The organism is Citrobacter sp. C348 (assembly GCF_047467975.1).
Taxonomy (GTDB): Bacteria; Pseudomonadota; Gammaproteobacteria; order Enterobacterales; family Enterobacteriaceae; genus Citrobacter; species Citrobacter gillenii.
The window spans coordinates 206,455-226,731 of record NZ_JASJUJ010000001.1; the positions used below are offsets into that span (position 1 = coordinate 206,455).

The following is a 20,277-nucleotide window of genomic DNA, read 5'->3' on the forward strand; positions in this document are numbered from 1 at the left end:
AAAAAAAGGAAAAATAGCCGTTCTTTTTACGGAAATTCTGACGAACAAACAGAGATAAATTGCAAGAAAATGTGACTTAAGGCACATTTTCTTGCCGTAAAACGAAGATTTCAGGTAATCAATTACCCTTTACGCGGTGTTACATCTGCGTGATGGCTGCGATGCCGGTGATAACCGTCTATCATGCTGCGAAAGATTTGCCCCGGCGTGTCGCCCAGCGTGCACAGGTAGATATGGGCACAAATAAACAGAATGCCAATAATCGCCAACGCCATATGTAACACTAACATCACAGGACCTGCGCCGATGAACTGCGGGTAAAGGCACAACAAACCGGTGATGATTAACAACGGTACCAGCGCATACATGATGGCCAGATAGGCTAACTGCTGCAGAGGATTAAATTTACTCTCTGACGTCGCGGCAAACGGATGCGCTTCACCTTTCATAATTCCATACAGGTAAAAGCGCGTCTGCTGCAGGCAGCGCGAAATCAGTCCGCGATATTTCACCCGATAGTGGCAGCCGTTGCCGGTGGTGGCATTTATCAGTACAAAGCCCACCCAGAAGGCCAGTAATGCAAAGCCACACCAGGTGTGTACCTGCACCATGAGCGCCACCGGTCCGATCGAAAAGTGACCAAACAACCCGCTTACCAGCAGCAGAACGAACAACAGCGCATTTCCCCAGTGCCAGCGGCGGACCGCTAACGAGTAAAGGTAGTCGCGATGTTCTTCACCGGTTGCTGTTTTAGATGCCAGCATCCGACGCAGCAGCGCGTGCGCCACCAGCCCCACAATCATCAGCAGGATGACCACACCTGCGTAAATGAGCCACAGCGGCCAGTAGTCCGGCGCATAATTAAGCTCTGCTCCCCAGATAGCATTCATACTTTCCCCTCCTGATGATACTCTTTACGCCGATAAAGACTCACCTCACCACTGCGCGTATCCTGCTGGCGATATACCTCTTTTTGACTTATCCAGTGCTGGATCTCCGGGTCGTCGCGGCGGCCAAACTTCAGCGCATCGGTTGGACAAACAGAAACACAGGCCGGCGCCTGCCCGGCATCGAGGCGGGTATCTGCACAAAAATTGCATTTGTCAGCGATACTCGTTTGCGGATTCAGATAACGCACATGGAACGGACAGGCCGCAACACAATAATCGCAGCCAATACAGCGCGACTTGTCCACCTGCACAATACCGTTTTCGTCACGAAATGAAGCACCGGTCGGGCAAACGCTCACGCAGGGCGCATCTTCACAGTGCTGGCAAGAAACCCGCACAAACTGAAAATGAGACAGGACGTCTGACTCTTTTTCCGGGGTGCGGATCTGCACCTGCAGGCGGCTGTACCCCTCCGGCACATCGTTCAAAACCTTGCAGGCAACCGTACACGCCTGGCAGCCAATGCAGCGTTTTTCGTCATGCAGCATGACATAGGGGTTTGTGGATTGATTCATGATGTTCTCCTTGTTCATGCCCGACGCAGCGTCACGCCAGCGGTGTGCACCACCGTTCCGGAAACCGGACTGGTCACGTGCGGAAGTAAATTACCGCAATGAATACCGTGCGTTGTTGCCGCCGTTTTAGCCCCGGCCTTGGCGCCAAACCCCATATAAACAAACAGCGTATCGGGTCGAATACCGGCCGTGACCAGCGCCTTACCTTTTTCTTTGCCGGTGGCGTTTTCCAGCCAGATGTCGTCACCGCTTTTAATCCCTTTTTCACGCGCGGTCGTCGGGTGGATCCACACCGCGTTGTCCCACATCAGTTCACTGAGTAAAGGCACATATTGCGTCGCTCCGTTGGTGTGAACCGCCACCTTGCCCTGGATGAAATAGAGTTCATTCTCACCCTTCAGGGCAAAATTGCGGGCGCGTGGAATACCGTAGCCGGGAAGTAACGATTCCAGCTCTGCGGAATAAAGCTCGATTTTGCCTGACGGGGATTTGAATCGCAGTTGCTCCCCGTAAGTACCGTCGCTGTCCGTGGGCACTGCGCCAGGATAGCGCTCGATAAACTGGCGCACGGCCTCAGGTTCACGAAATAACAGCGGTACGCCCCACTCCCGATATCCCTTCTGACGCAGTTCTGCGGATAAGGCGTGATCGCCATTGAGCTGGTACAGCTGGCGCGTCTGCATATCCTGCCACGGGTAAAATTGCCCGAGGCCCAACTGTTCACCCAGCTCTTTCCAGATTTGCCAGCTCGGACGAGCCTCACCAATCGGTTCAACCACCTGTTGGCGCAATGCATAAGCTGGATTCAGCCCTGACATATCAGAGACTTCTTCATCACGCTCAAGGTAGGTGCATTCCGGTAACAGATAGTCAGCATAGGCCGCGCTTTCACTTAAATAGACATCGCAGCTGACCACCAGATCCAGTTGTTCCACGGTTTTGACCAGATCGGGCCGGCAGGTCACGGTCTGGAAAGGATTATGTCGGGACATGATCCATCCCTTCACCGGGTAAGGAGTCTGCTTTAACACGGCATCAATAATGCTTTGCACGACCCCGCCACCCGCGGCGATGTATTTAAACTGCGGTGCCACCAGATCAATGCGCTGCGCGGTTGGCTTCGGTAATTTCACATCCGGTTTTGCCAGCACCGGTGCGACCTTTTCGCCAGCCAGCTTGTTGTAGGTTGCCGCCGCCTTTTTCTGGCACATGCCGCCTTCACGTTCGATATTGCCCAGCAGCACGTTGAGGGTGAAGATCATCCGCCGCATGTCGATCTCTTCCTGAGAAAACGTCGCGCGGTGGCCTGGGCTGACGATGGCACGAGGCGCGCTGGCCGCCATTTCCCGGGTTACGCGGGTAATAACTTCAGCAGGAACATCAGCCAGCTTTTGCGCCCATTCAGGCGTTGTCTCTTGTACGGCCTCTGCCAGCTGTGCAAACCCCGTGGTATAACGCTCCACAAACTGCGCGTCATACAGGTTTTCTTTAATCATGACGTGGCACATTGCCATCAGTACCGGCAAGTCGCCGCCAGGCCTGATGGCATGCCATTCATCCGCTTTACTGGAAAATACGGACAAGCGAGGGTCGAAGCTGACCATCTTCGCGCCTCTCTCCTGCGCGGTCATCAGTTCGTGCGTGTCGGCAACCTCAATACCTTCATAGAGGTTATGGCCAAAAGAGACCATATAACGGGTGTTGGCGATGTCCATGGCCAGATCGCCGCCCATCATCACTTTAGCGGCAATGGATTTCCCGGCGGGACATGTCGAGGCATGGGTAAAGGTATTCGGCGAACCGAAGGCCGTCGCCAGGTGAAATAAATGACCGGAAAGCGAGCCGGATTTAGAAGAGAAGACAACGCCCTGAGGACCATATTGCGCTTTTATGGCACTCATCTTTTCGGCAATTTCTTGATAGGCTTGCTGCCAGCTAATGACCTGCCATTCTCCTGCGCCACGCGGGCCGGTGCGCTTCATCGGTTTAACAATACGGTGCGGATCGTTAACCAGGCTCACGCCGCTGCCCCCTCGGGCACAGACCCGGGTACCCTGCTGCGGCGCATTAGGGTTCCCCTGGATGAAAACGGTTTTATTATTAATGACCTGAGCTTGAATGGGACAGCGAAATGAACACATTTCGCACAGACTTGGCGTGAGTGAGGTTTTCCCCTTGATACTCTCTGGTGCATTACGCGCCAGTGCCCCCGGTGGAAAAGTTCCTATTGCGCATGCGGAGCAGCCAATACCCACGCCGCGCAAAAAGTTACGCCGACTAATGCTCATATAACCTCCTGTTATTAGATATATCCAATTATTATATGGAGTTTATATTATTAATTTTTAACCTCACTCACATTTCCTTACAATGAAGCAAGAACATCCTGACGAATCAGAACCTATTGTTTACAAAGACTTTTAAAACTTCCAAAACTCAACAATTAACCGTAAAAATAACAATAATGGTTATCAATCAAATTATTAAAATGAAATTATCCTTGATGATAATCATGCCAACAAATACAGTTTCGATCGTTTAATTAATTCAAGAAATATATAAAAGCACCGTTCATCTCAATTTTATTGCGACCTGATTCCCCGAACAGATAATCGCATTGCTGATTACCTCGCTATTTTTTGGTACTCTTATAAAAGCGCTAAATTGATCCCGGACATAACTGAACAATGAATGACGGCAAGCAGCACCCTACGTTCCTCTTCCACGATTACGAAACCTTTGGTACCCATCCGGCGCTGGACAGGCCCGCGCAATTTGCGGCCATCCGCACGGATAACGATTTCAACATTATCGGCGATCCAGAGGTTTTTTATTGCAAGCCTGCGGACGACTATCTGCCGCACCCGGAAGCGGTACTTATCACCGGTATTACCCCGCAGGAAGCGCGTGAAAAAGGAGAGAACGAAGCAACGTTTGCTGCCCGCATTCACGCCCTGTTTACCGTGCCCAAAACCTGTATTGTGGGCTATAACAATGTGCGCTTCGACGACGAAGTGACGCGCAATATCCTGTACCGCAATTTCTACGACCCCTACGCCTGGAGTTGGCAGCACGATAATTCACGTTGGGATTTACTGGATGTTATGCGCGCCTGTTATGCCCTGCGCCCGGAAGGCATTAACTGGCCAGAAAACGACGACGGGTTACCCAGTTTCCGCCTTGAGCATTTGACCAAAGCCAACGGCATTGAACACGCCAACGCCCACGATGCAATGGCCGACGTGTACGCCACCATTGCGATGGCGCAGCTGGTTAAGTCACGTCAGCCTCGTCTGTTCGACTATCTCTATAGCCACCGGAACAAGCATAAGCTTGCCGCCCTGATCGATGTCCCACAAATGAAACCGTTGGTTCATGTCTCTGGCATGTTCGGCGCATGGCGCGGCAATACCAGCTGGGTTGCGCCGCTCGCCTGGCACCCGGACAATCGCAACGCGGTCATCATGGTTGACTTAGCCGGTGATATTTCTCCCCTGCTTGAGCTGGACAGCGACACGCTGCGTGAGCGGCTTTACACGGCCAAAGCCGATCTGGGCGATAACGTGGCGGTACCCGTGAAACTAGTGCACATCAACAAATGCCCGGTTCTGGCACAGGCCAACACGCTACGCCCGGAAGACGCTGACCGTCTGGGAATTAACCGTCAGCATTGTCTGGATAATCTTAACGTCCTGCGTGAAAACCCGCAGGTTCGCGATAAAGTGGTGGCTATTTTTTCCGAGGCAGAACCCTTCACACCGTCAGACAACGTGGATACCCAACTGTATAACGGTTTTTTCAGCGATGCCGACCGTGCCGCGATGAAAATCGTGCTGGAAACCGACCCTCGCAATTTACCGGCGCTGGATGTGACCTTTGTTGATAAGCGCATTGAAAAGCTGCTGTTTAATTACCGCGCGCGTAACTTTCCCGGCACGCTGGATGAGGCTGAACAGCAGCGCTGGCTGGAACATCGCCGTCAGGTGTTTACAACGGAATTTTTACAGAACTACGCCAATGAATTGCAGATACTGAGTCAGCAATATGCGGACAACAAAGAGAAGCTGGTGCTGCTGAAATCACTGTGGCAATACGCCGAAGAGATTGTGTAAAAAGAGAAACTAACACGCAGGTATAAAAAAACCGGAGAACATGTCTCCGGTTAGACAGTTTGCCGGATGGTGGCACAAGCCCCTTGTCCGGCAAACATCGATTACTGCGCGATATCTTCGTACTGTGGAACCGGATTGCGGAAGCTTTTGGTTACGCAAGCCAGGTAAACCAGACCAATACCCGCCCAGATCAGACCCAGAACCATCGAGCTTTCTTCCAGGTTAACCCACAGCGCGCCGACGGTCAGAGCACCACACACCGGCATGACCAGGTAGTTGAAGTGATCTTTCAGCGTCTTGTTACGCTTTTCGCGGATCCAGAACTGTGAAATAACAGACAGGTTCACGAAGGTAAACGCCACCAGCGCACCGAAGTTGATCAACGCGGTCGCCGTCACCAGGTCAAATTTGATTGCCAGCAGCGCAATCGCGCCAACCAGCAGCACGTTCCATGCAGGAGTACGCCATTTCGGGTGAATATAACCGAAGAAACGGGTCGGGAAAACGCCATCGCGCCCCATCACGTACATCAGACGAGAAACGCCCGCATGTGCCGCCATACCGGATGCCAGTACGGTGACGCTGGAGAACACCAGCACGCCCCACTGGAAGGTTTTACCCGCAACGTACAGCATGATTTCCGGCTGTGACGCGTCCGGATCTTTAAAGCGAGAGATATCCGGGAAGTACAGCTGCAGGAAGTAGGAGGCACCAATAAAGATCAGGCCACCAATCAGCGCGGTCAGGAAGATAGCCTTCGGAATAACGCGCTCTGCGTCTTTGGTTTCTTCTGACAGCGAAGAGATGCCGTCAAAACCAAGGAACGAGAAGCACAGGATAGTTGCACCGGTAATCATCGGCACCACGTGCGCGCCTTCAGACCAGAATGGACGGGTGCTGGTCAGCGTGCCTGCGCCTTCGCCGTGCATAATGCCGTAAATGATCAGGCCAACAATCACTGCCACAATACCCATCTGCAAAATAACAATCAGGGTATTAAAGTTCGCGACGGCCTTGATGCTGCGCAGATTCGAGATGGTCATAAAGCCCACCAGCGCGACAACAAAGATCCACGACGGTACCGACGGCACCAGCGCTTCAAAGTAGATTTTAGCCAACAGGATGTTGATCATCGGCATGAACAAATAGTCCAGCAGCGATGACCAGCCCACCATAAAGCCTACGGTCGGGCTAATGGATTTCTGAGCATAGGTGTACGCAGAGCCAGCAGACGGGAAACGGCGAACCAGTTTACCGTAGCTCAACGCAGTAAAGAGAATGGCAACCAACGCAAAAGCATAAGCCGTCGCGACATGACCATCGGTCAAGCCCGAAACGATACCAAATGTATCGAACAGCGTCATCGGCTGCATATAGGCAAGGCCCATCATAACAACCGGAACCAACGTAAGCGTTTTACGTAATTCCACGCGAGAGGTGTTTGGAGTAACGTTATGCGACATGGTCATTCCCCTTTACGGTGAATACCGTCGCGTAAGCAAAAAATTGCCCCATTTTTACGAATTCCTCAGCGACAACAACTGTCGGTTTTTAGTAAGTATCTATCCGGTACGAAGCCCGGCCTCTTTTATGAATGATTGGTTTGATGCAAAAAAATAACCGACGCGTATTAAAACGTCGGCTAATGTCATTTTTTGCAAGCGGCGTATTTTGCACTAAATTGGAGAGAAATAACAAGAGAATGAGATAGCCAAAAATAAATATTTTTCTCTAACAGCCTGATTTATCGACACTCGATTTTACATAAACGCCTGCGATAGCACTATTTGCTAAAATCTGATCTCGCCACCAGGCGCTGGCTAATCCTGACGTCTGTTCATTCCAGCCAATCCACACCGGTTCAAATATAATTTGTGCGACCACTTTCTTCTCTATCAGGGCACCGCTGTCCAAAAAACGTTGTGCCAGATAGCGCGGTAAATACCCGCATCCCAGGCCACTGATCTGCAGTTCCAGCTTGGTTTTAAAGTCAAAAACGGTGATTGCATCCTGATCGTCAAGCAGTTGAGAACCCGACAAGCTCGCCAGATGAGGACTGTCCCCCACCACAATGGCACGGAAACGTTTAATGGTACGCCGTTGCAGTGGTTCGTCTTCCTGCGCCAGCGGGTGATGCGGTGCAATCACAAACACCTGTTCGAGGTCACCTAAACGCGCAAAACCAAAGTTACTCGCGGAAGGCGGTTCATGCATCGCTCCGACGATAATATCGGCCCGCCCTTGGGTGAGCGCCTCCCAGGAGCCGCCCAGTACACCGTTGATAAATTTAAGCCGCGTGACGCTGTGGTGCTGGTAGAAGGATTCGATAAGCGGGGCCAGCAGTGAAAAAGGAAAAGTGTCATCCACGCCAATAACCAGCTGGTTCTCCCAACCTTCATGCAGTTTGATGGCCTGTTTTTCGAGTTCGCGGACGGTATGCAGTACCTCCCGCCCCTTTTCCAGCAGCATCTGCCCGGTGCGGGTGAACGTCGCCCGATGCCCGCTGCGATCCAACAATTGAATATTCAGATCGCTTTCCAGCTTATGGACTGTATAACTCAGCGCGGACGGCGTCTTAAACAGTTTTGCCGACGCCGCCGCGAAACTGCCCTCTTTATCTAACGCGTCGAGGATGATCAGAACGTCCAGCAGTGGTTTCATACTCGCCCCCTGGCGGTATATGACGGCACGCTGCTGGTCTGTCACTCCATCGGCATCACCAGCGGGTCGGGATACTGGTACTCAAACCCAAGTTCATTGCAAATTCGGTTGCCGTCAATGACTTTACCTTTACCGTTATCCACACCGTCCCGGAATTCCGGCGGCTCCAGCCCCAGCAAACGCGCCATCTGGGGATAGAACACATTACGCGCCGGATGCATAGGCGCACATATATTATAGATGTGTCCTCCTTTCGGTGCCTGGAGCAGCAAAGCTATCGCCGACACCACATCGTCCAGATGCACCAGATTGACGCCATGCTGTCCATCCGGTGCCGTTTTACCGGCGAAAAAACGCCCTGGGTGTCTGCCCGGTCCAACCAACCCGGCGAGGCGCACAATGTCTACCGAGGTCCCCGGCAGGTTATGCAGCCAGTCCTCAAGTTCTTTCAGCACACGACCGCTTGCCGTCACCGGATTGCGCGGCGAGCCTTCCTTCACGGTTCCCTGTACGTCACCATACACCGACGTCGAGCTGGTAAAAATAATCCGTGGAATGCGGTATGCCAGCGCACTGTCGACCAGCTCCTGCATCGCCTGCAGATAAAAATCTTCACCCGGACCGCTACGGCGGGCGGGCAGCGTGATGACCAGCGCATCGACATCCATCAGCGCATCGAGATCGTCTGACGCGCACACCAGCTCAGGTTCAAGGCGCAGCGAGTAGCTTTCGATACCGCTCATACGGGCCGCTTCCACCCCATCCAGCGTGGTTTTGCTGCCGGTGACCTGCCAGCCTCGCGCCGCCAGCGACATGGCTAACGGCATGCCTAACCAACCTAACCCGACAATTGCGACCTTTTTCATGCCTTCTCTCCTGACTTGTGGCCTGTTACCCAAGGCTACGCCAGCCCACGGTGGCTGACAATTCATAGTATCAATATGAAATGAATTAATGATCAAAAAAAGCCCTTGCTTTCGGTGACTAAAGTGGTTTAGGTTAAAAGACATCAAATGAATAAACATTCATCGAGAAAATTTTATGACACGCGCTCAATTTAAACACCATCATCACCATCATCCTGACTAGTCTTTCAGGCGATGTGTGCTGGGAGACATTTAACTCTTCCAGTGGTGCATGAGCGCATGAGAAAGCCCCCGGAAGAATTCTTCCGGGGGCTTTTTTTTTGGTGCGTGACCCAGACCGATTCAGACAGGATAACGAGGACAAGAGAATGTTAGACAATACCCGTTTACGCATAGCTATGCAGAAATCAGGCCGCTTAAGCGATGATTCACGCGAATTACTGGCCCGCTGTGGCATTAAAATTAATCTTCACACCCAGCGCCTGATTGCGATGGCAGAGAACATGCCGATTGATATTCTCCGCGTGCGTGATGACGATATTCCGGGTCTGGTGATGGACGGCGTGGTTGACCTCGGCATCATTGGTGAAAACGTTTTAGAAGAAGAGTTGCTCAACCGCCGGGCGCAGGGCGAAGATCCGCGCTACTTTACGCTGCGTCGTCTCGACTTCGGTGGCTGTCGCCTCTCGTTAGCCACCCCGGCGGACGAAGCCTGGGACGGCCCGGCTTCGCTGAACGGTAAACGTGTTGCCACTTCCTACCCGCACCTGCTGAAACGTTATCTCGATCAGAAAGGCGTCACGTTTAAATCCTGCCTGCTAAACGGCTCAGTAGAAGTTGCCCCGCGTGCGGGCCTGGCCGATGCGATTTGCGATCTGGTCTCAACCGGCGCCACGCTGGAAGCCAACGGCCTGCGTGAAGTCGAAGTGATTTACCGCTCCAAAGCCTGCCTGATCCAGCGCGACGGCGAGATGGCGGAAGCCAAGCAGCAGCTGATCGATAAATTACTGACCCGCATTCAGGGCGTGATTCAGGCCCGCGAATCCAAGTACATCATGATGCACGCCCCAACCGAACGTCTGGACGAGGTCATCGCCCTGCTGCCAGGCGCAGAGCGTCCAACTATTCTGCCACTGGCAGGCGATCAGCAGCGCGTGGCCATGCACATGGTCAGCAGCGAAACCCTGTTCTGGGAAACCATGGAAAAACTGAAAGCGCTCGGTGCCAGTTCGATTCTGGTGCTGCCAATTGAGAAGATGATGGAGTGATCTGATGCCTGATGGCGCTTCGCTTATCAGGCCTACAAGAATTGTCACAATCATTGATATTACGGGTCTTGTAGGCCGGATAAGGCAGCGCCGCCATCCGGCAACACCCGATAATGGAGTAACGACCATGAGCTTCAATACCCTGATTGACTGGAATACCTGCAGCATCGAACAGCAACGCGAATTGCTGATGCGCCCGGCAATCTCTGCCTCGGACAGCATCACCCGTACTGTCAGCGACATTCTGGATAACGTCAAATCACGCGGTGATGCGGCGCTGCGCGAATACAGCGCCAAATTTGATAAAACCACCGTCAGCGCGCTGAAAGTCAGTGCCGAAGAGATTTCTGCCGCCAGCGCGCGTCTGAGTGAGGACCTCAAGCAGGCGATGGCGGTCGCGGTGAAAAATATTGAAACGTTTCACAACGCGCAAAAACTGCCCGCGGTAGATATTGAAACGCAGCCCGGCGTGCGCTGCCAGCAGGTAACCCGTCCGGTCAGCTCCGTCGGTTTGTATATTCCGGGGGGCTCAGCGCCGCTCTTCTCTACGGTATTAATGCTCGCCACACCTGCCCGTATTGCCGGTTGCCAACGCGTGGTGTTGTGCTCGCCACCGCCTATCGCCGACGAAATTTTGTATGCAGCGCAGCTGTGCGGTGTGCAGGAAGTGTTTAACGTCGGCGGCGCTCAGGCGATTGCCGCGCTGGCCTTCGGTAGCGAATCGGTACCCAAAGTAGACAAAATTTTTGGCCCCGGTAATGCCTGGGTAACGGAGGCCAAGCGTCAGGTAAGCCAGCGTCTGGACGGTGCGGCCATTGATATGCCGGCCGGTCCTTCCGAAGTACTGGTGATTGCCGACAGCGGCGCGACCCCGGATTTCGTCGCCTCAGACCTGCTCTCGCAGGCCGAGCACGGCCCGGACTCTCAGGTGATCCTGCTGACGCCAGATGCCGGGATAGCCCGCCGCGTGGCTGACGCCGTTGAACGCCAGCTTGCTGAACTACCACGCGCGGAAACAGCGCGTCAGGCGCTGAGCGCCAGCCGTCTGATTGTGACCCGGGATCTGGCGCAGTGCATCGCCATTTCTAACCAGTACGGCCCAGAGCATCTGATCATTCAGACCCGTAACGCCCGTGAACTGGTCGATGACATCACCAGCGCCGGCTCCGTGTTTCTCGGTGACTGGTCACCGGAATCCGCCGGTGATTATGCCTCAGGGACAAACCACGTGCTACCGACCTACGGTTACACCGCGACCTGTTCAAGCCTCGGGCTGGCAGACTTCCAAAAGCGGATGACCGTCCAGGAACTGTCGCCACAAGGTTTCTCAGCTCTCGCCTCAACCATCGAAACGCTGGCCGCCGCGGAGCGACTGACCGCCCACAAAAATGCCGTCACCCTGCGTGTTAACGCCCTCAAGGAGCAAGCATGAGCACTGACAACATTCTTAGCGTCACCGATTTAGCCCGTAAAAATGTCCGCGAACTGACGCCCTATCAGTCTGCCCGTCGTTTGGGCGGTAATGGCGACGTCTGGCTGAATGCCAACGAGTTCCCGACGGCCGTTGAGTTTCAGCTCAGCCAGCAGACGCTTAACCGTTACCCGGAATGTCAGCCAAAAGCGGTGATTGAGAATTACGCACAGTACGCGGGCGTTAAACCGGAGCAGGTGTTGGTTAGCCGAGGGGCAGATGAAGGTATCGAACTGTTGGTACGCGCGTTTTGTGAACCCGGCCAGGATGCCATTCTTTACTGCCCGCCGACCTACGGCATGTACAGCGTCAGCGCTGAGACCATCGGCGTGGAATGCCGCACCGTGCCTACGCTTGCCGACTGGCAGCTCGATCTCCAGGGCATTGCCGACAAGCTTAATGGCGTGAAGGTGGTTTACGTTTGCAGCCCAAACAATCCGACCGGCCAGTTGATTAACCCACAAGATCTACGCTCGCTGCTTGAAATGACCCAAGGTAAAGCCATTGTGGTCGCCGATGAAGCGTACATTGAGTTCTGTCCGCAGGCGACGCTGGCCGGCTGGTTAACGGAATATCCACACCTGGTGGTTCTGCGTACCCTTTCCAAGGCGTTTGCGCTGGCAGGGTTGCGCTGCGGATTTACGCTGGCCAATGAAGAGGTGATTAACTTGCTGTTGAAAGTGATCGCCCCCTACCCGCTGTCGACGCCGGTAGCCGATATCGCCGCCCAGGCGCTGACGCCACAAGGCATTGCCGCCATGCGTGAACGCGTAGCGCAGATCCTACAAGAGCGTCAGTACCTGGTGGATACCCTGAACACGATCCCCTGCGTGGAGCAGGTTTTCACCTCTGAAACCAACTATATTCTGGCCCGCTTTACCGCTTCCAGTTCTGTGTTTAAATCTTTGTGGGATCAGGGCATTATCTTACGAGACCAGAACAAACAACCTTCATTAAGCGGCTGCCTGCGGATCACCGTCGGCACCCGTGAAGAAAGCCAGCGCGTCATTGACGCTTTACGTGCGGAGCAAGTATGAGCCAGAAGTATCTTTTTATTGACCGTGATGGAACCCTGATTTCAGAACCGCCAAGTGACTTTCAGGTTGATCGCTTTGACAAACTGGCCTTTGAGCCGGAGGTTGTCCCTGCCCTGCTCAAGCTGCAAAATGCCGGTTATAAACTGGTGATGATCACCAACCAGGATGGACTGGGAACGCAAAGCTTCCCGCAGGCTGAGTTTGACGGGCCGCATAACCTGATGATGCAGATTTTCACCTCGCAGGGCGTGGTGTTTGATGAGGTGCTGATCTGCCCGCACCTGCCAGCAGACGAATGCGACTGCCGTAAACCAAAAGTGAAGCTGGTCGAACAGTATCTGGCTGAACAGGCGCTGGATACCGCGAACAGCTACGTGATTGGCGACCGCGCAACCGACATTCAGCTGGCTGAAAACATGGGAATCGGCGGGTTACGCTACCACCGTGACACCCTGAACTGGTCGATGATTAGCGAACAGCTGACCAAACGCGACCGCTACGCCCACGTTGAGCGTAATACCAAAGAAACGCAGATTGACGTCAAAGTGTGGCTGGACCGTGAGGGCCGCAGCAAAATTAATACCGGCGTCGGCTTCTTTGACCACATGCTGGATCAAATCTCGACCCACGGCGGTTTTCGCATGGAAATCGCCGTCAAGGGCGACTTGTATATTGACGATCACCACACCGTAGAAGATACCGGTCTGGCGCTGGGCGAAGCGTTAAAACTGGCGTTGGGTGACAAGCGTGGCATCAACCGCTTCGGGTTTGTGCTGCCAATGGACGAATGCCTGGCCCGCTGCGCGCTGGATATCTCCGGACGTCCGCACCTGGAATACCGGGCTGAATTCACCTATCAGCGCGTTGGCGATCTGAGCACCGAAATGATCGAGCACTTCTTCCGCTCGCTCTCTTACACTATGGGCGTGACGCTGCACCTGAAGACCAAGGGCAAAAACGATCACCACCGTGTGGAAAGCCTGTTCAAGGCCTTTGGCCGCACGCTGCGCCAGGCGATTCGCGTTGAGGGCGATACCCTTCCCTCCTCAAAAGGAGTGCTGTGATGAACGTGGTGATCCTCGACACCGGCTGTGCCAACCTCAACTCGGTGAAATCTGCCGTGGCGCGTCACGGTTATGACCCCATCGTCAGCCGCGACGCCGATGTGGTACTGCGCGCCGATAAGCTTTTTCTGCCCGGCGTCGGGACCGCGCAGGCGGCGATGGATCAGCTACGTGAACGCGAACTGATTGAGCTGATCAAAGCCTGTACCCAACCGGTTCTGGGGATTTGTTTAGGCATGCAACTGCTTGGTCGGCGCAGCGAAGAGAGCAATGGTGTTGACCTGCTGGGTATTATTGAGCAGGACGTACCTAAGATGACTGACTTTGGCCTGCCGCTACCGCATATGGGCTGGAACCGGGTGTATCCGCAGGCGGGAAATCGTCTGTTCCGCGGCATTGACGATGGCGCATATTTTTATTTTGTTCACAGCTACGCAATGCCGGTCAATCCCTCGACCATTGCCCAGTGCCATTACGGTGAACCGTTCACTGCAGCAGTACAAAAAGACAATTTCTTCGGCGTCCAGTTTCACCCTGAGCGCTCGGGTGCCGCTGGGGCGCTGTTGCTGAAAAATTTTCTGGAGATGTGATGATTATTCCGGCATTAGATTTAATCGACGGCACGGTTGTGCGTCTCCACCAGGGCGATTACGCCACCCAGCGTGATTACGGCAACGATCCCCTGCCGCGTTTGCAGGATTACGCCGCACAGGGTGCACAGGTTCTGCACCTGGTCGATTTAACCGGTGCGAAAGATCCGCTCAAGCGTCAGATCCCGCTGATTAAAACGCTGGTCGCCGGTGTCAACGTACCGGTACAGGTTGGCGGCGGTGTGCGCACAGAAGAGGACGTTGCGACCCTGCTGGCCGCCGGCGTGGCGCGCGTTGTGGTTGGCTCGACGGCGGTAAAATCACCTGAAGTCGTCAAAGGCTGGTTCGAGCGTTTCGGTGCGGATGCGCTGGTGTTGGCGCTGGATGTGCGTATTGACGATCAAGGCAACAAGCAGGTCGCAGTCAGCGGCTGGCAGGAAGACTCCGGCGTTTCGCTGGAAGAACTGGTGGAAACCTACCTACCCGTTGGCCTGAAGCATGTGCTGTGCACCGATATCTCCCGCGACGGCACGCTGGCAGGCTCTAACGTATCGCTATATGAAGAAGTCTGCGCTAAATATCCGCAGGTAGCCTTTCAGTCATCCGGCGGTATTGGTGATATCGATGACGTTGCCGCCCTGCGCGGAACCGGCGTGCGCGGCGTGATCGTCGGACGCGCGCTGCTGGAAGGAAAATTCACCGTTGAGGAGGCCATCCAATGCTGGCAAAACGCATAATTCCGTGTCTGGACGTTCGCGATGGTCAGGTAGTGAAAGGCGTCCAGTTTCGTAATCATGAGGTCATCGGTGACATCGTCCCGCTGGCAAAACGATATGCCGACGAGGGCGCAGATGAGCTGGTGTTCTACGATATCACCGCCTCCAGCGATGGACGTGTAGTCGATAAGAGCTGGGTATCGCGCGTAGCAGAAGTGATCGACATCCCGTTCTGCGTGGCGGGCGGGATTAAGTCAGTGGACGATGCCGCGAAAATACTGACCTTCGGCGCTGATAAAATTTCAGTCAACTCCCCGGCGCTGGCTGACCCGTCGCTGATTACCCGCCTGGCCGAACGCTTTGGCGTGCAGTGCATCGTGGTTGGGATCGATACCTGGCATGACGCCGAAACCGGGAAGTATCACGTTAATCAATACACCGGCGATGAAAGCCGTACCCGCGTCACCCAGTGGGAAACCCTCGACTGGGTTCAAGAGGTGCAAAAACTCGGCGCAGGTGAAATCGTCCTCAATATGATGAACCAGGACGGCGTGCGTAACGGCTACGATCTCGAACAGCTTAAAAAAGTACGGGAGGTATGCCACGTTCCGCTGATCGCCTCCGGCGGCGCGGGAACCATGGAACACTTCCTTGCTGCCTTCCGGGATGCGGATGTTGATGGCGCGCTCGCCGCTTCAGTGTTCCACAAACAGATTATTAATATTGGTGAATTAAAAACGTACCTGGCAACACAGGGCGTGGAGATCAGGATATGTTAACGAAGCAACAATGCCGCGAACTGGACTGGGAAAAAACCGACGGACTGATGCCGGTTATCGTACAGCATGCGGTCTCCGGCGAAGTATTGATGCTGGGTTATATGAACCTTGAAGCACTGGACAAAACCCTTGAAAGCGGCAAAGTGACCTTTTTCTCGCGCACCAAACAGCGCCTGTGGACCAAGGGCGAAACCTCCGGCAACTTCCTCAATGTGGTCAGCATTACGCCCGATTGCGATAACGACACGTTACTGGTGCTGGTGAACCCGATTGGGCCCACCTGCCATAAAGGGACCAGCAGCTGTTTTGGCGAGGCCAGCCACCAGTGGCTGTTCCTGTATCAACTTGAACAGCTACTTGCTGAGCGTAAAACGGCGGACCCGGAGAGTTCCTACACGGCTAAGCTGTATGCCAGCGGCACCAAACGCATCGCCCAGAAAGTCGGTGAAGAAGGCGTGGAGACCGCGCTGGCCGCAACGGTACATGACCGTTTCGAACTGACCAATGAGGCATCCGACCTGATGTACCACCTGCTGGTACTGCTGCAGGATCAGGATCTCGATCTAACGACGGTGATTGAGAATTTACGCAAACGCCATCAATAATAGACTGATACCGGCGTCATGCCGGTTTTTTTTAGTCTTCCTTCCGATTACCTAAATGACAGATTACGATTATATCTTTCCAGGAGCTGACGGTGTGATCGCGCGTAATGAGACGTTCGCATCTGAATAAATGTTAAGGAATGCTATCAAACATTTGGTCACCGGCGCGGCAGGCTTTATCGGTTTTCGCGTGAGCCAGCACCTGCTCTACACCTCCTCCAGTTCGGTTTACGGACTGAATCGTAAGATGCCGTTCTCAATCGATGATAGCGTTGACCACCTTGTGTCTCTATATGCCGCCACCAAAAAAGCCAAGGGGCTAATGTCGCATACCTACTCCCACTTGTACGGCTTACCTACTACCGGACTGCGCTTCTTCACCGTGTACGGTCCATGGGGACGCCGGATATGGCGTTGTTCAAATTCACTAAAGCTATGGTTGAAGGAAAAACTATCGACGTTTATAACTACGGCAAGATGAAGCGCGACTTCACCTATATTGACGATATTGCCGAAGCCATAATTCGTCTGCAAGATGTTATTCCTGAGGCAAACAGTGAATGGACCGTCGAAAACGGCTCCCCAGCAACCAGCTCGGCACCGTATCGCGTTTACAATATCGGTAACAGTTCGCCGGTCGATGATGGACTACATCACGGCGCAGGAAGAAACGCTGGGTATTGAGGCGAAAAAGAACATGATGCCGATGCAGGTGTAAGTATCCCGCATAATCGTGCCATTCATATTTAGAGATCATCCGGCATAATCAATCTGCCAACGAAAGAGATCGCTATGCGTAAAGCCCGTTTTACTGAGCATCAGATCATCGCTGTGATTAAGTCGGTTGAAGCCGGACGAACCGTTAAAGATGTCTGCCGGGAGGCCGGTATCTCTGAAGCCACTTACTACAACTGGAAGTCCAGATACGGCGGCATGGAAGCTTCTGATATAAAAAAAATCAAGGATCTTGAGGACGAGAACCGCCGTCTCAAACAGATGTTTGCCGACCTTAGCCTGGAGAACCGGGCACTGAAAGACGTTATCGAAAAAAAGCTTTAAAACCAGCCTTTAAGCGTGAGCTGGTCACTCATCTGATAACGACATTTGGACTCAGTATCCGTCAGGCCTGCCGGAGTCTGAACCTGAGCAGAACGGTTTACCATTACCGTCCGGATACCACGCGGGACGAACCCGTTATTGTCGCGTTGCAGGCAGTGGCCGAGCGATACCCACGATACGGCTTTCCGAAACTTTTTCAGGTTCTGAGGCGGCAGGGACACTCGTGGAATCACAAAAGGATCCACCGTATTTACTGTCTGCTGAAACTGAATTTTCGCCGTAAGGGCAAACAGCGGTTGCCGGTGCGTAATCCCTCGCCACTGGCCACGCCGGAAGCGCTGAACCAGAGCTGGTCTGTCGACTTTATGCATGATGCCCTGGTCTGTGGCCGTCGTTTTCGCACGTTCAATGTCGTTGATGACTTTAACCGTGAGGCGTTGTCGATTGAAATCGATCTGAATCTGCCAGCTCTGCGTGTGGTCCGTGTACTTGACAGGAGCGCGGCAAATCGCGGCTATCCGGTCATGCTACGCATGGATAATGGTCCAGAATTTATCTCACTGGCACTGGCTGAATGGGCAGAGAAACATGCAGTAAAACTGGAGTTTATCCAGCCGGGTAAGCCGACACAGAACGCATTTATTGAGCGCTTTAACCGAACATACCGTACAGAAATACTCGATTTTTATCTGTTCAGAACGCTGAATGAAGTGCGGGAAATCACGGAGAAATGGTTATCAGAATATAACTGTGAACGCCCGCATGAGTCACTGAACAATATGACACCGGAGGAATACCGACAGCACCATTATTTGGCCGGGATCTCAAAAAATGCATGGAACTAAAACGGGTCTATTTACACAGGCGGGCGACGTACTGGAAACGAACGCAGAGACGCAGCCGCTGTACGATCTGGTCGGCTTCCGCCCACAGACATCGGTAAAGGACGGGGTAACAAACTTCGTCGAGTGGTATCGTGAGTTTTATAAGGTTTAAAAAGAAGCCCTAACATTGGACTGACCCCACCCCGGTAGACGATCCTGCCCTATAGTTGGGTGTCCAACTTTTGGGGTACAGTTCACAGTGCGGGCTTTTTCTATCGTAGCCCGGCCAAGCGAAACGCCGCCGGGAACGGCACAAATCTAACGTTTAATCATTACCAAACAGATCACGGGTATAGACTTTATCTCTCACGTCCGCCAACTCGTCCGCCATACGGTTGGAGATAATCACGTCAGCCTCCTGCTTAAAGGCTTCGAAGTCACGCACCACTCGGGAGTTAAAAAACTCATCTTCCTGCATCACCGGTTCATAAATAATTACCGTGATACCCTTGGCCTTAATACGCTTCATGATCCCCTGAATAGAGGACGCGCGGAAGTTATCCGAACCTGACTTCATAATCAGGCGATGAACGCCCACTACCTTCGGCTTGCGCGCGAGAATAGAGTCGGCAATAAAGTCTTTACGAGTACGATTAGCGTCGACGATCGCACCGATTATGTTATTCGGCACCGATTCATAGTTGGCCAGCAGCTGCTTGGTATCCTTCGGCAGACAGTAACCGCCGTAGCCAAATGACGGGTTGTTATAGTGGTTTCCAATTCGCGGATCCAGGCATACCCCTTCAATAATCTGTCGTGAATTTAGGCCCAGAGTTTCAGCGTAGCTGTCCAGCTCATTAAAGTAGGCTACACGCAGCGCCAGATAGGTATTAGCGAACAGCTTAATAGCTTCGGCTTCGGTCGAGTCGGTAAATAGGGTCGGTATGTCTTTTTTTAGGGCTCCTTCCTGTAGCAGAGCAGCAAAACGCTCGGCGCGTTCTGTACGCTCGCCAATGACAATACGAGATGGGTACAAGTTGTCATATAGTGCTTTACCCTCACGCAGGAATTCAGGGGAAAAGAAAACATTGCCGGTGCCCAGCTTTTCTTTAATAGAATTAGTAAAACCTACCGGGATGGTAGATTTAATTACCATTACTGCCTCTGGATTAATTGCAACAACGTCGCGAATAACAGACTCGACACTTGAGGTATTAAAGTAATTAGTTTTTGGATCATAATCAGTTGGTGTCGCGATAATAACGTAGTCCGCATCGCGGTAGGCATCACACTTATCAGTCGTTGCACGGAAATTTAGCGACTTGGTCGCCAAATACTCTTCAATCTCTTTATCCACAATCGGCGATTGTTTCTGATTCAGCATCTCGACTTTCGTCTGGATGATATCCAGGGCCACCACCTCGTGGCTCTGAGCAATCAGAATACCATTTGACAGACCAACATATCCGGTACCAGAAATGGTGATTTTCATTTCATTATCTCAGTGTTAACTTTTGCTCATCATGTTTGTATCATCATGACATGTATTAAAAGTTGTAACCTCTGAGTTGATGAAGTGTCAATGAAAGACAGTACAATTCAGATTTACTTCATTACTATAGACCTCATTTATTAAGTTAATATTAAGAAAAAAGTTAAAATCAATAAGAATTTAGACAAAAAAGCCTAGGTGTTTTGGGCCCAGGCTTATAAAAATACAATTAATACTCAGCGACATCGCTGAAAGAATGATGAATTTA

Annotated in this window: 18 protein-coding genes, 3 pseudogenes and 1 other annotated feature; of the genes and pseudogenes, 13 read left to right on the forward strand and 8 right to left on the reverse strand. The window is 52.9% G+C overall.

Going from position 1 to position 20,277, the window contains the following annotated elements:
• Positions 1–122 precede the first annotated feature (122 nt).
• From phsC to phsA, 3 genes are read right to left on the reverse strand one after another with little or no spacing between them, the layout of a single operon-like run.
• Entirely contained in the window at positions 123–890 is a 768-nt protein-coding gene (phsC, locus tag QNN86_RS01085) for a thiosulfate reductase cytochrome B subunit (protein WP_181617229.1), read from the reverse strand.
• Positions 887–1,465, reverse strand: a complete 579-nt coding sequence (gene phsB, locus QNN86_RS01090; protein ID WP_115258140.1) for a thiosulfate reductase electron transport protein PhsB — start codon at positions 1,463–1,465, stop codon at positions 887–889. Before phsB ends, phsC begins: the two co-directional genes overlap by 4 nt.
• Before the next feature lie 14 nt (positions 1,466–1,479).
• Positions 1,480–3,753: a thiosulfate reductase PhsA gene (gene phsA / locus QNN86_RS01095; RefSeq protein ID WP_181617230.1), complete on the reverse strand. Its 2,274-nt coding sequence runs from the start codon at positions 3,751–3,753 to the stop codon at positions 1,480–1,482.
• Positions 3,754–4,152: 399 nt separating this feature from the next.
• Between phsA and sbcB the strand changes: the two genes are divergently transcribed.
• Positions 4,153–5,577 (forward strand): exodeoxyribonuclease I, encoded by a 1,425-nt coding sequence (sbcB, locus tag QNN86_RS01100; RefSeq protein ID WP_181617231.1) that lies wholly within the window; start codon positions 4,153–4,155, stop codon positions 5,575–5,577.
• Between the two features lie 101 nt (positions 5,578–5,678).
• Here the strand turns inward: sbcB and QNN86_RS01105 are convergent, their stop codons facing one another.
• The 4 genes and pseudogenes from QNN86_RS01105 to QNN86_RS01120 all read right to left on the reverse strand — a co-directional run bounded on the left by QNN86_RS01105 (position 5,679) and on the right by QNN86_RS01120 (position 9,104).
• Positions 5,679–7,040: an APC family permease gene (locus tag QNN86_RS01105; RefSeq protein ID WP_162604171.1), complete on the reverse strand. Its 1,362-nt coding sequence runs from the start codon at positions 7,038–7,040 to the stop codon at positions 5,679–5,681.
• Positions 7,030–7,092, reverse strand: coding sequence for a membrane protein YoeI (gene yoeI, locus QNN86_RS01110; RefSeq protein ID WP_101706264.1), 63 nt, complete (start codon positions 7,090–7,092; stop codon positions 7,030–7,032). Before yoeI ends, QNN86_RS01105 begins: the two co-directional genes overlap by 11 nt.
• 161 nt (positions 7,093–7,253) lie before the next feature.
• A pseudogene (locus QNN86_RS01115) lies at positions 7,254–8,238 on the reverse strand (LysR family transcriptional regulator).
• Positions 8,239–8,279: 41 nt separating this feature from the next.
• Positions 8,280–9,104 (reverse strand): SDR family oxidoreductase, encoded by an 825-nt coding sequence (locus QNN86_RS01120; protein WP_181617233.1) that lies wholly within the window; start codon positions 9,102–9,104, stop codon positions 8,280–8,282.
• 175 nt (positions 9,105–9,279) lie between these two features.
• On the opposite strand from QNN86_RS01120, the gene hisL reads away from it, so the two are divergent.
• The 12 genes and pseudogenes from hisL to QNN86_RS01180 form a co-directional block, all read left to right on the forward strand.
• Entirely contained in the window at positions 9,280–9,327 is a 48-nt protein-coding gene (gene hisL, locus QNN86_RS01125) for a his operon leader peptide (protein ID WP_100250077.1), read from the forward strand.
• Positions 9,303–9,425, forward strand: a sequence feature (His leader region). It overlaps the preceding gene by 25 nt.
• 47 nt (positions 9,426–9,472) lie before the next feature.
• Positions 9,473–10,372 carry an ATP phosphoribosyltransferase gene (gene hisG, locus QNN86_RS01130; RefSeq protein ID WP_096756624.1) on the forward strand — a complete coding sequence of 300 codons (900 nt, stop codon included), beginning with the start codon at positions 9,473–9,475 and terminating at the stop codon, positions 10,370–10,372.
• 127 nt (positions 10,373–10,499) lie between these two features.
• The gene (gene hisD / locus QNN86_RS01135; RefSeq protein ID WP_115258136.1) at positions 10,500–11,804 is read left to right on the forward strand and encodes a histidinol dehydrogenase; all 1,305 of its coding nucleotides are present in this window, start codon (positions 10,500–10,502) and stop codon (positions 11,802–11,804) included.
• On the forward strand, positions 11,801–12,880 hold the full coding sequence (gene hisC, locus QNN86_RS01140) for a histidinol-phosphate transaminase (protein WP_137399470.1): 1,080 nt from the start codon (positions 11,801–11,803) through the stop codon (positions 12,878–12,880). Before hisD ends, hisC begins: the two co-directional genes overlap by 4 nt.
• The gene (gene hisB / locus QNN86_RS01145) at positions 12,877–13,944 is read left to right on the forward strand and encodes a bifunctional histidinol-phosphatase/imidazoleglycerol-phosphate dehydratase HisB (protein WP_279277968.1); all 1,068 of its coding nucleotides are present in this window, start codon (positions 12,877–12,879) and stop codon (positions 13,942–13,944) included. Before hisC ends, hisB begins: the two co-directional genes overlap by 4 nt.
• Entirely contained in the window at positions 13,944–14,534 is a 591-nt protein-coding gene (hisH, locus tag QNN86_RS01150) for an imidazole glycerol phosphate synthase subunit HisH (RefSeq protein WP_181217839.1), read from the forward strand. The genes hisB and hisH overlap by 1 nt, the downstream gene beginning before the upstream one ends.
• A complete protein-coding gene (gene hisA, locus QNN86_RS01155) occupies positions 14,534–15,271 on the forward strand; it encodes a 1-(5-phosphoribosyl)-5-[(5-phosphoribosylamino)methylideneamino]imidazole-4-carboxamide isomerase (RefSeq protein WP_181617236.1) in 738 nt (245 codons plus the stop codon). The genes hisH and hisA overlap by 1 nt, the downstream gene beginning before the upstream one ends.
• A complete protein-coding gene (gene hisF, locus QNN86_RS01160) occupies positions 15,253–16,029 on the forward strand; it encodes an imidazole glycerol phosphate synthase subunit HisF (protein WP_181617237.1) in 777 nt (258 codons plus the stop codon). Before hisA ends, hisF begins: the two co-directional genes overlap by 19 nt.
• A complete protein-coding gene (gene hisIE / locus QNN86_RS01165; RefSeq protein WP_181617238.1) occupies positions 16,023–16,634 on the forward strand; it encodes a bifunctional phosphoribosyl-AMP cyclohydrolase/phosphoribosyl-ATP diphosphatase HisIE in 612 nt (203 codons plus the stop codon). Before hisF ends, hisIE begins: the two co-directional genes overlap by 7 nt.
• 196 nt (positions 16,635–16,830) lie before the next feature.
• Positions 16,831–17,346, forward strand: a pseudogene (locus QNN86_RS01170) (NAD-dependent epimerase/dehydratase family protein); the annotation flags it as partial.
• A gap of 80 nt (positions 17,347–17,426) precedes the next feature.
• Positions 17,427–18,538, forward strand: a protein-coding gene (locus QNN86_RS01175; protein WP_181617239.1) for an IS3 family transposase whose coding sequence is annotated in 2 segments (ribosomal slippage) — positions 17,427–17,688 and positions 17,688–18,538 — 1,113 coding nt in all. Because the reading frame shifts where the segments join, the coding sequence is not laid out codon by codon here.
• Positions 18,539–18,554: 16 nt separating this feature from the next.
• Positions 18,555–18,689 (forward strand): annotated as a pseudogene (locus QNN86_RS01180) (protein CapI); the annotation flags it as partial.
• Positions 18,690–18,842: 153 nt separating this feature from the next.
• Here the strand turns inward: QNN86_RS01180 and ugd are convergent.
• Entirely contained in the window at positions 18,843–20,009 is a 1,167-nt protein-coding gene (gene ugd, locus QNN86_RS01185) for a UDP-glucose 6-dehydrogenase (RefSeq protein WP_181617240.1), read from the reverse strand.
• Positions 20,010–20,277 lie beyond the last annotated feature (268 nt).

Bases quoted from the DNA above. Each gene is read 5' to 3' on its own strand.
- QNN86_RS01105 (WP_162604171.1), bottom strand. From the start codon at position 7,040: ATGTCGCATAACGTTACTCCAAACACCTCTCGCGTGGAATTACGTAAA.
- phsA (WP_181617230.1), bottom strand. From the start codon at position 3,753: ATGAGCATTAGTCGGCGTAACTTTTTGCGCGGCGTGGGTATTGGCTGC.
- phsB (WP_115258140.1), bottom strand. From the start codon at position 1,465: ATGAATCAATCCACAAACCCCTATGTCATGCTGCATGACGAAAAACGC.
- hisF (WP_181617237.1), top strand. From the start codon at position 15,253: ATGCTGGCAAAACGCATAATTCCGTGTCTGGACGTTCGCGATGGTCAG.
- sbcB (WP_181617231.1), top strand. From the start codon at position 4,153: ATGAATGACGGCAAGCAGCACCCTACGTTCCTCTTCCACGATTACGAA.
- hisH (WP_181217839.1), top strand. From the start codon at position 13,944: ATGAACGTGGTGATCCTCGACACCGGCTGTGCCAACCTCAACTCGGTG.
- hisB (WP_279277968.1), top strand. From the start codon at position 12,877: ATGAGCCAGAAGTATCTTTTTATTGACCGTGATGGAACCCTGATTTCA.
- ugd (WP_181617240.1), bottom strand. From the start codon at position 20,009: ATGAAAATCACCATTTCTGGTACCGGATATGTTGGTCTGTCAAATGGT.
- hisIE (WP_181617238.1), top strand. From the start codon at position 16,023: ATGTTAACGAAGCAACAATGCCGCGAACTGGACTGGGAAAAAACCGAC.
- hisC (WP_137399470.1), top strand. From the start codon at position 11,801: ATGAGCACTGACAACATTCTTAGCGTCACCGATTTAGCCCGTAAAAAT.
- hisD (WP_115258136.1), top strand. From the start codon at position 10,500: ATGAGCTTCAATACCCTGATTGACTGGAATACCTGCAGCATCGAACAG.
- QNN86_RS01120 (WP_181617233.1), bottom strand. From the start codon at position 9,104: ATGAAAAAGGTCGCAATTGTCGGGTTAGGTTGGTTAGGCATGCCGTTA.
- phsC (WP_181617229.1), bottom strand. From the start codon at position 890: ATGAATGCTATCTGGGGAGCAGAGCTTAATTATGCGCCGGACTACTGG.
- hisG (WP_096756624.1), top strand. From the start codon at position 9,473: ATGTTAGACAATACCCGTTTACGCATAGCTATGCAGAAATCAGGCCGC.
- hisA (WP_181617236.1), top strand. From the start codon at position 14,534: ATGATTATTCCGGCATTAGATTTAATCGACGGCACGGTTGTGCGTCTC.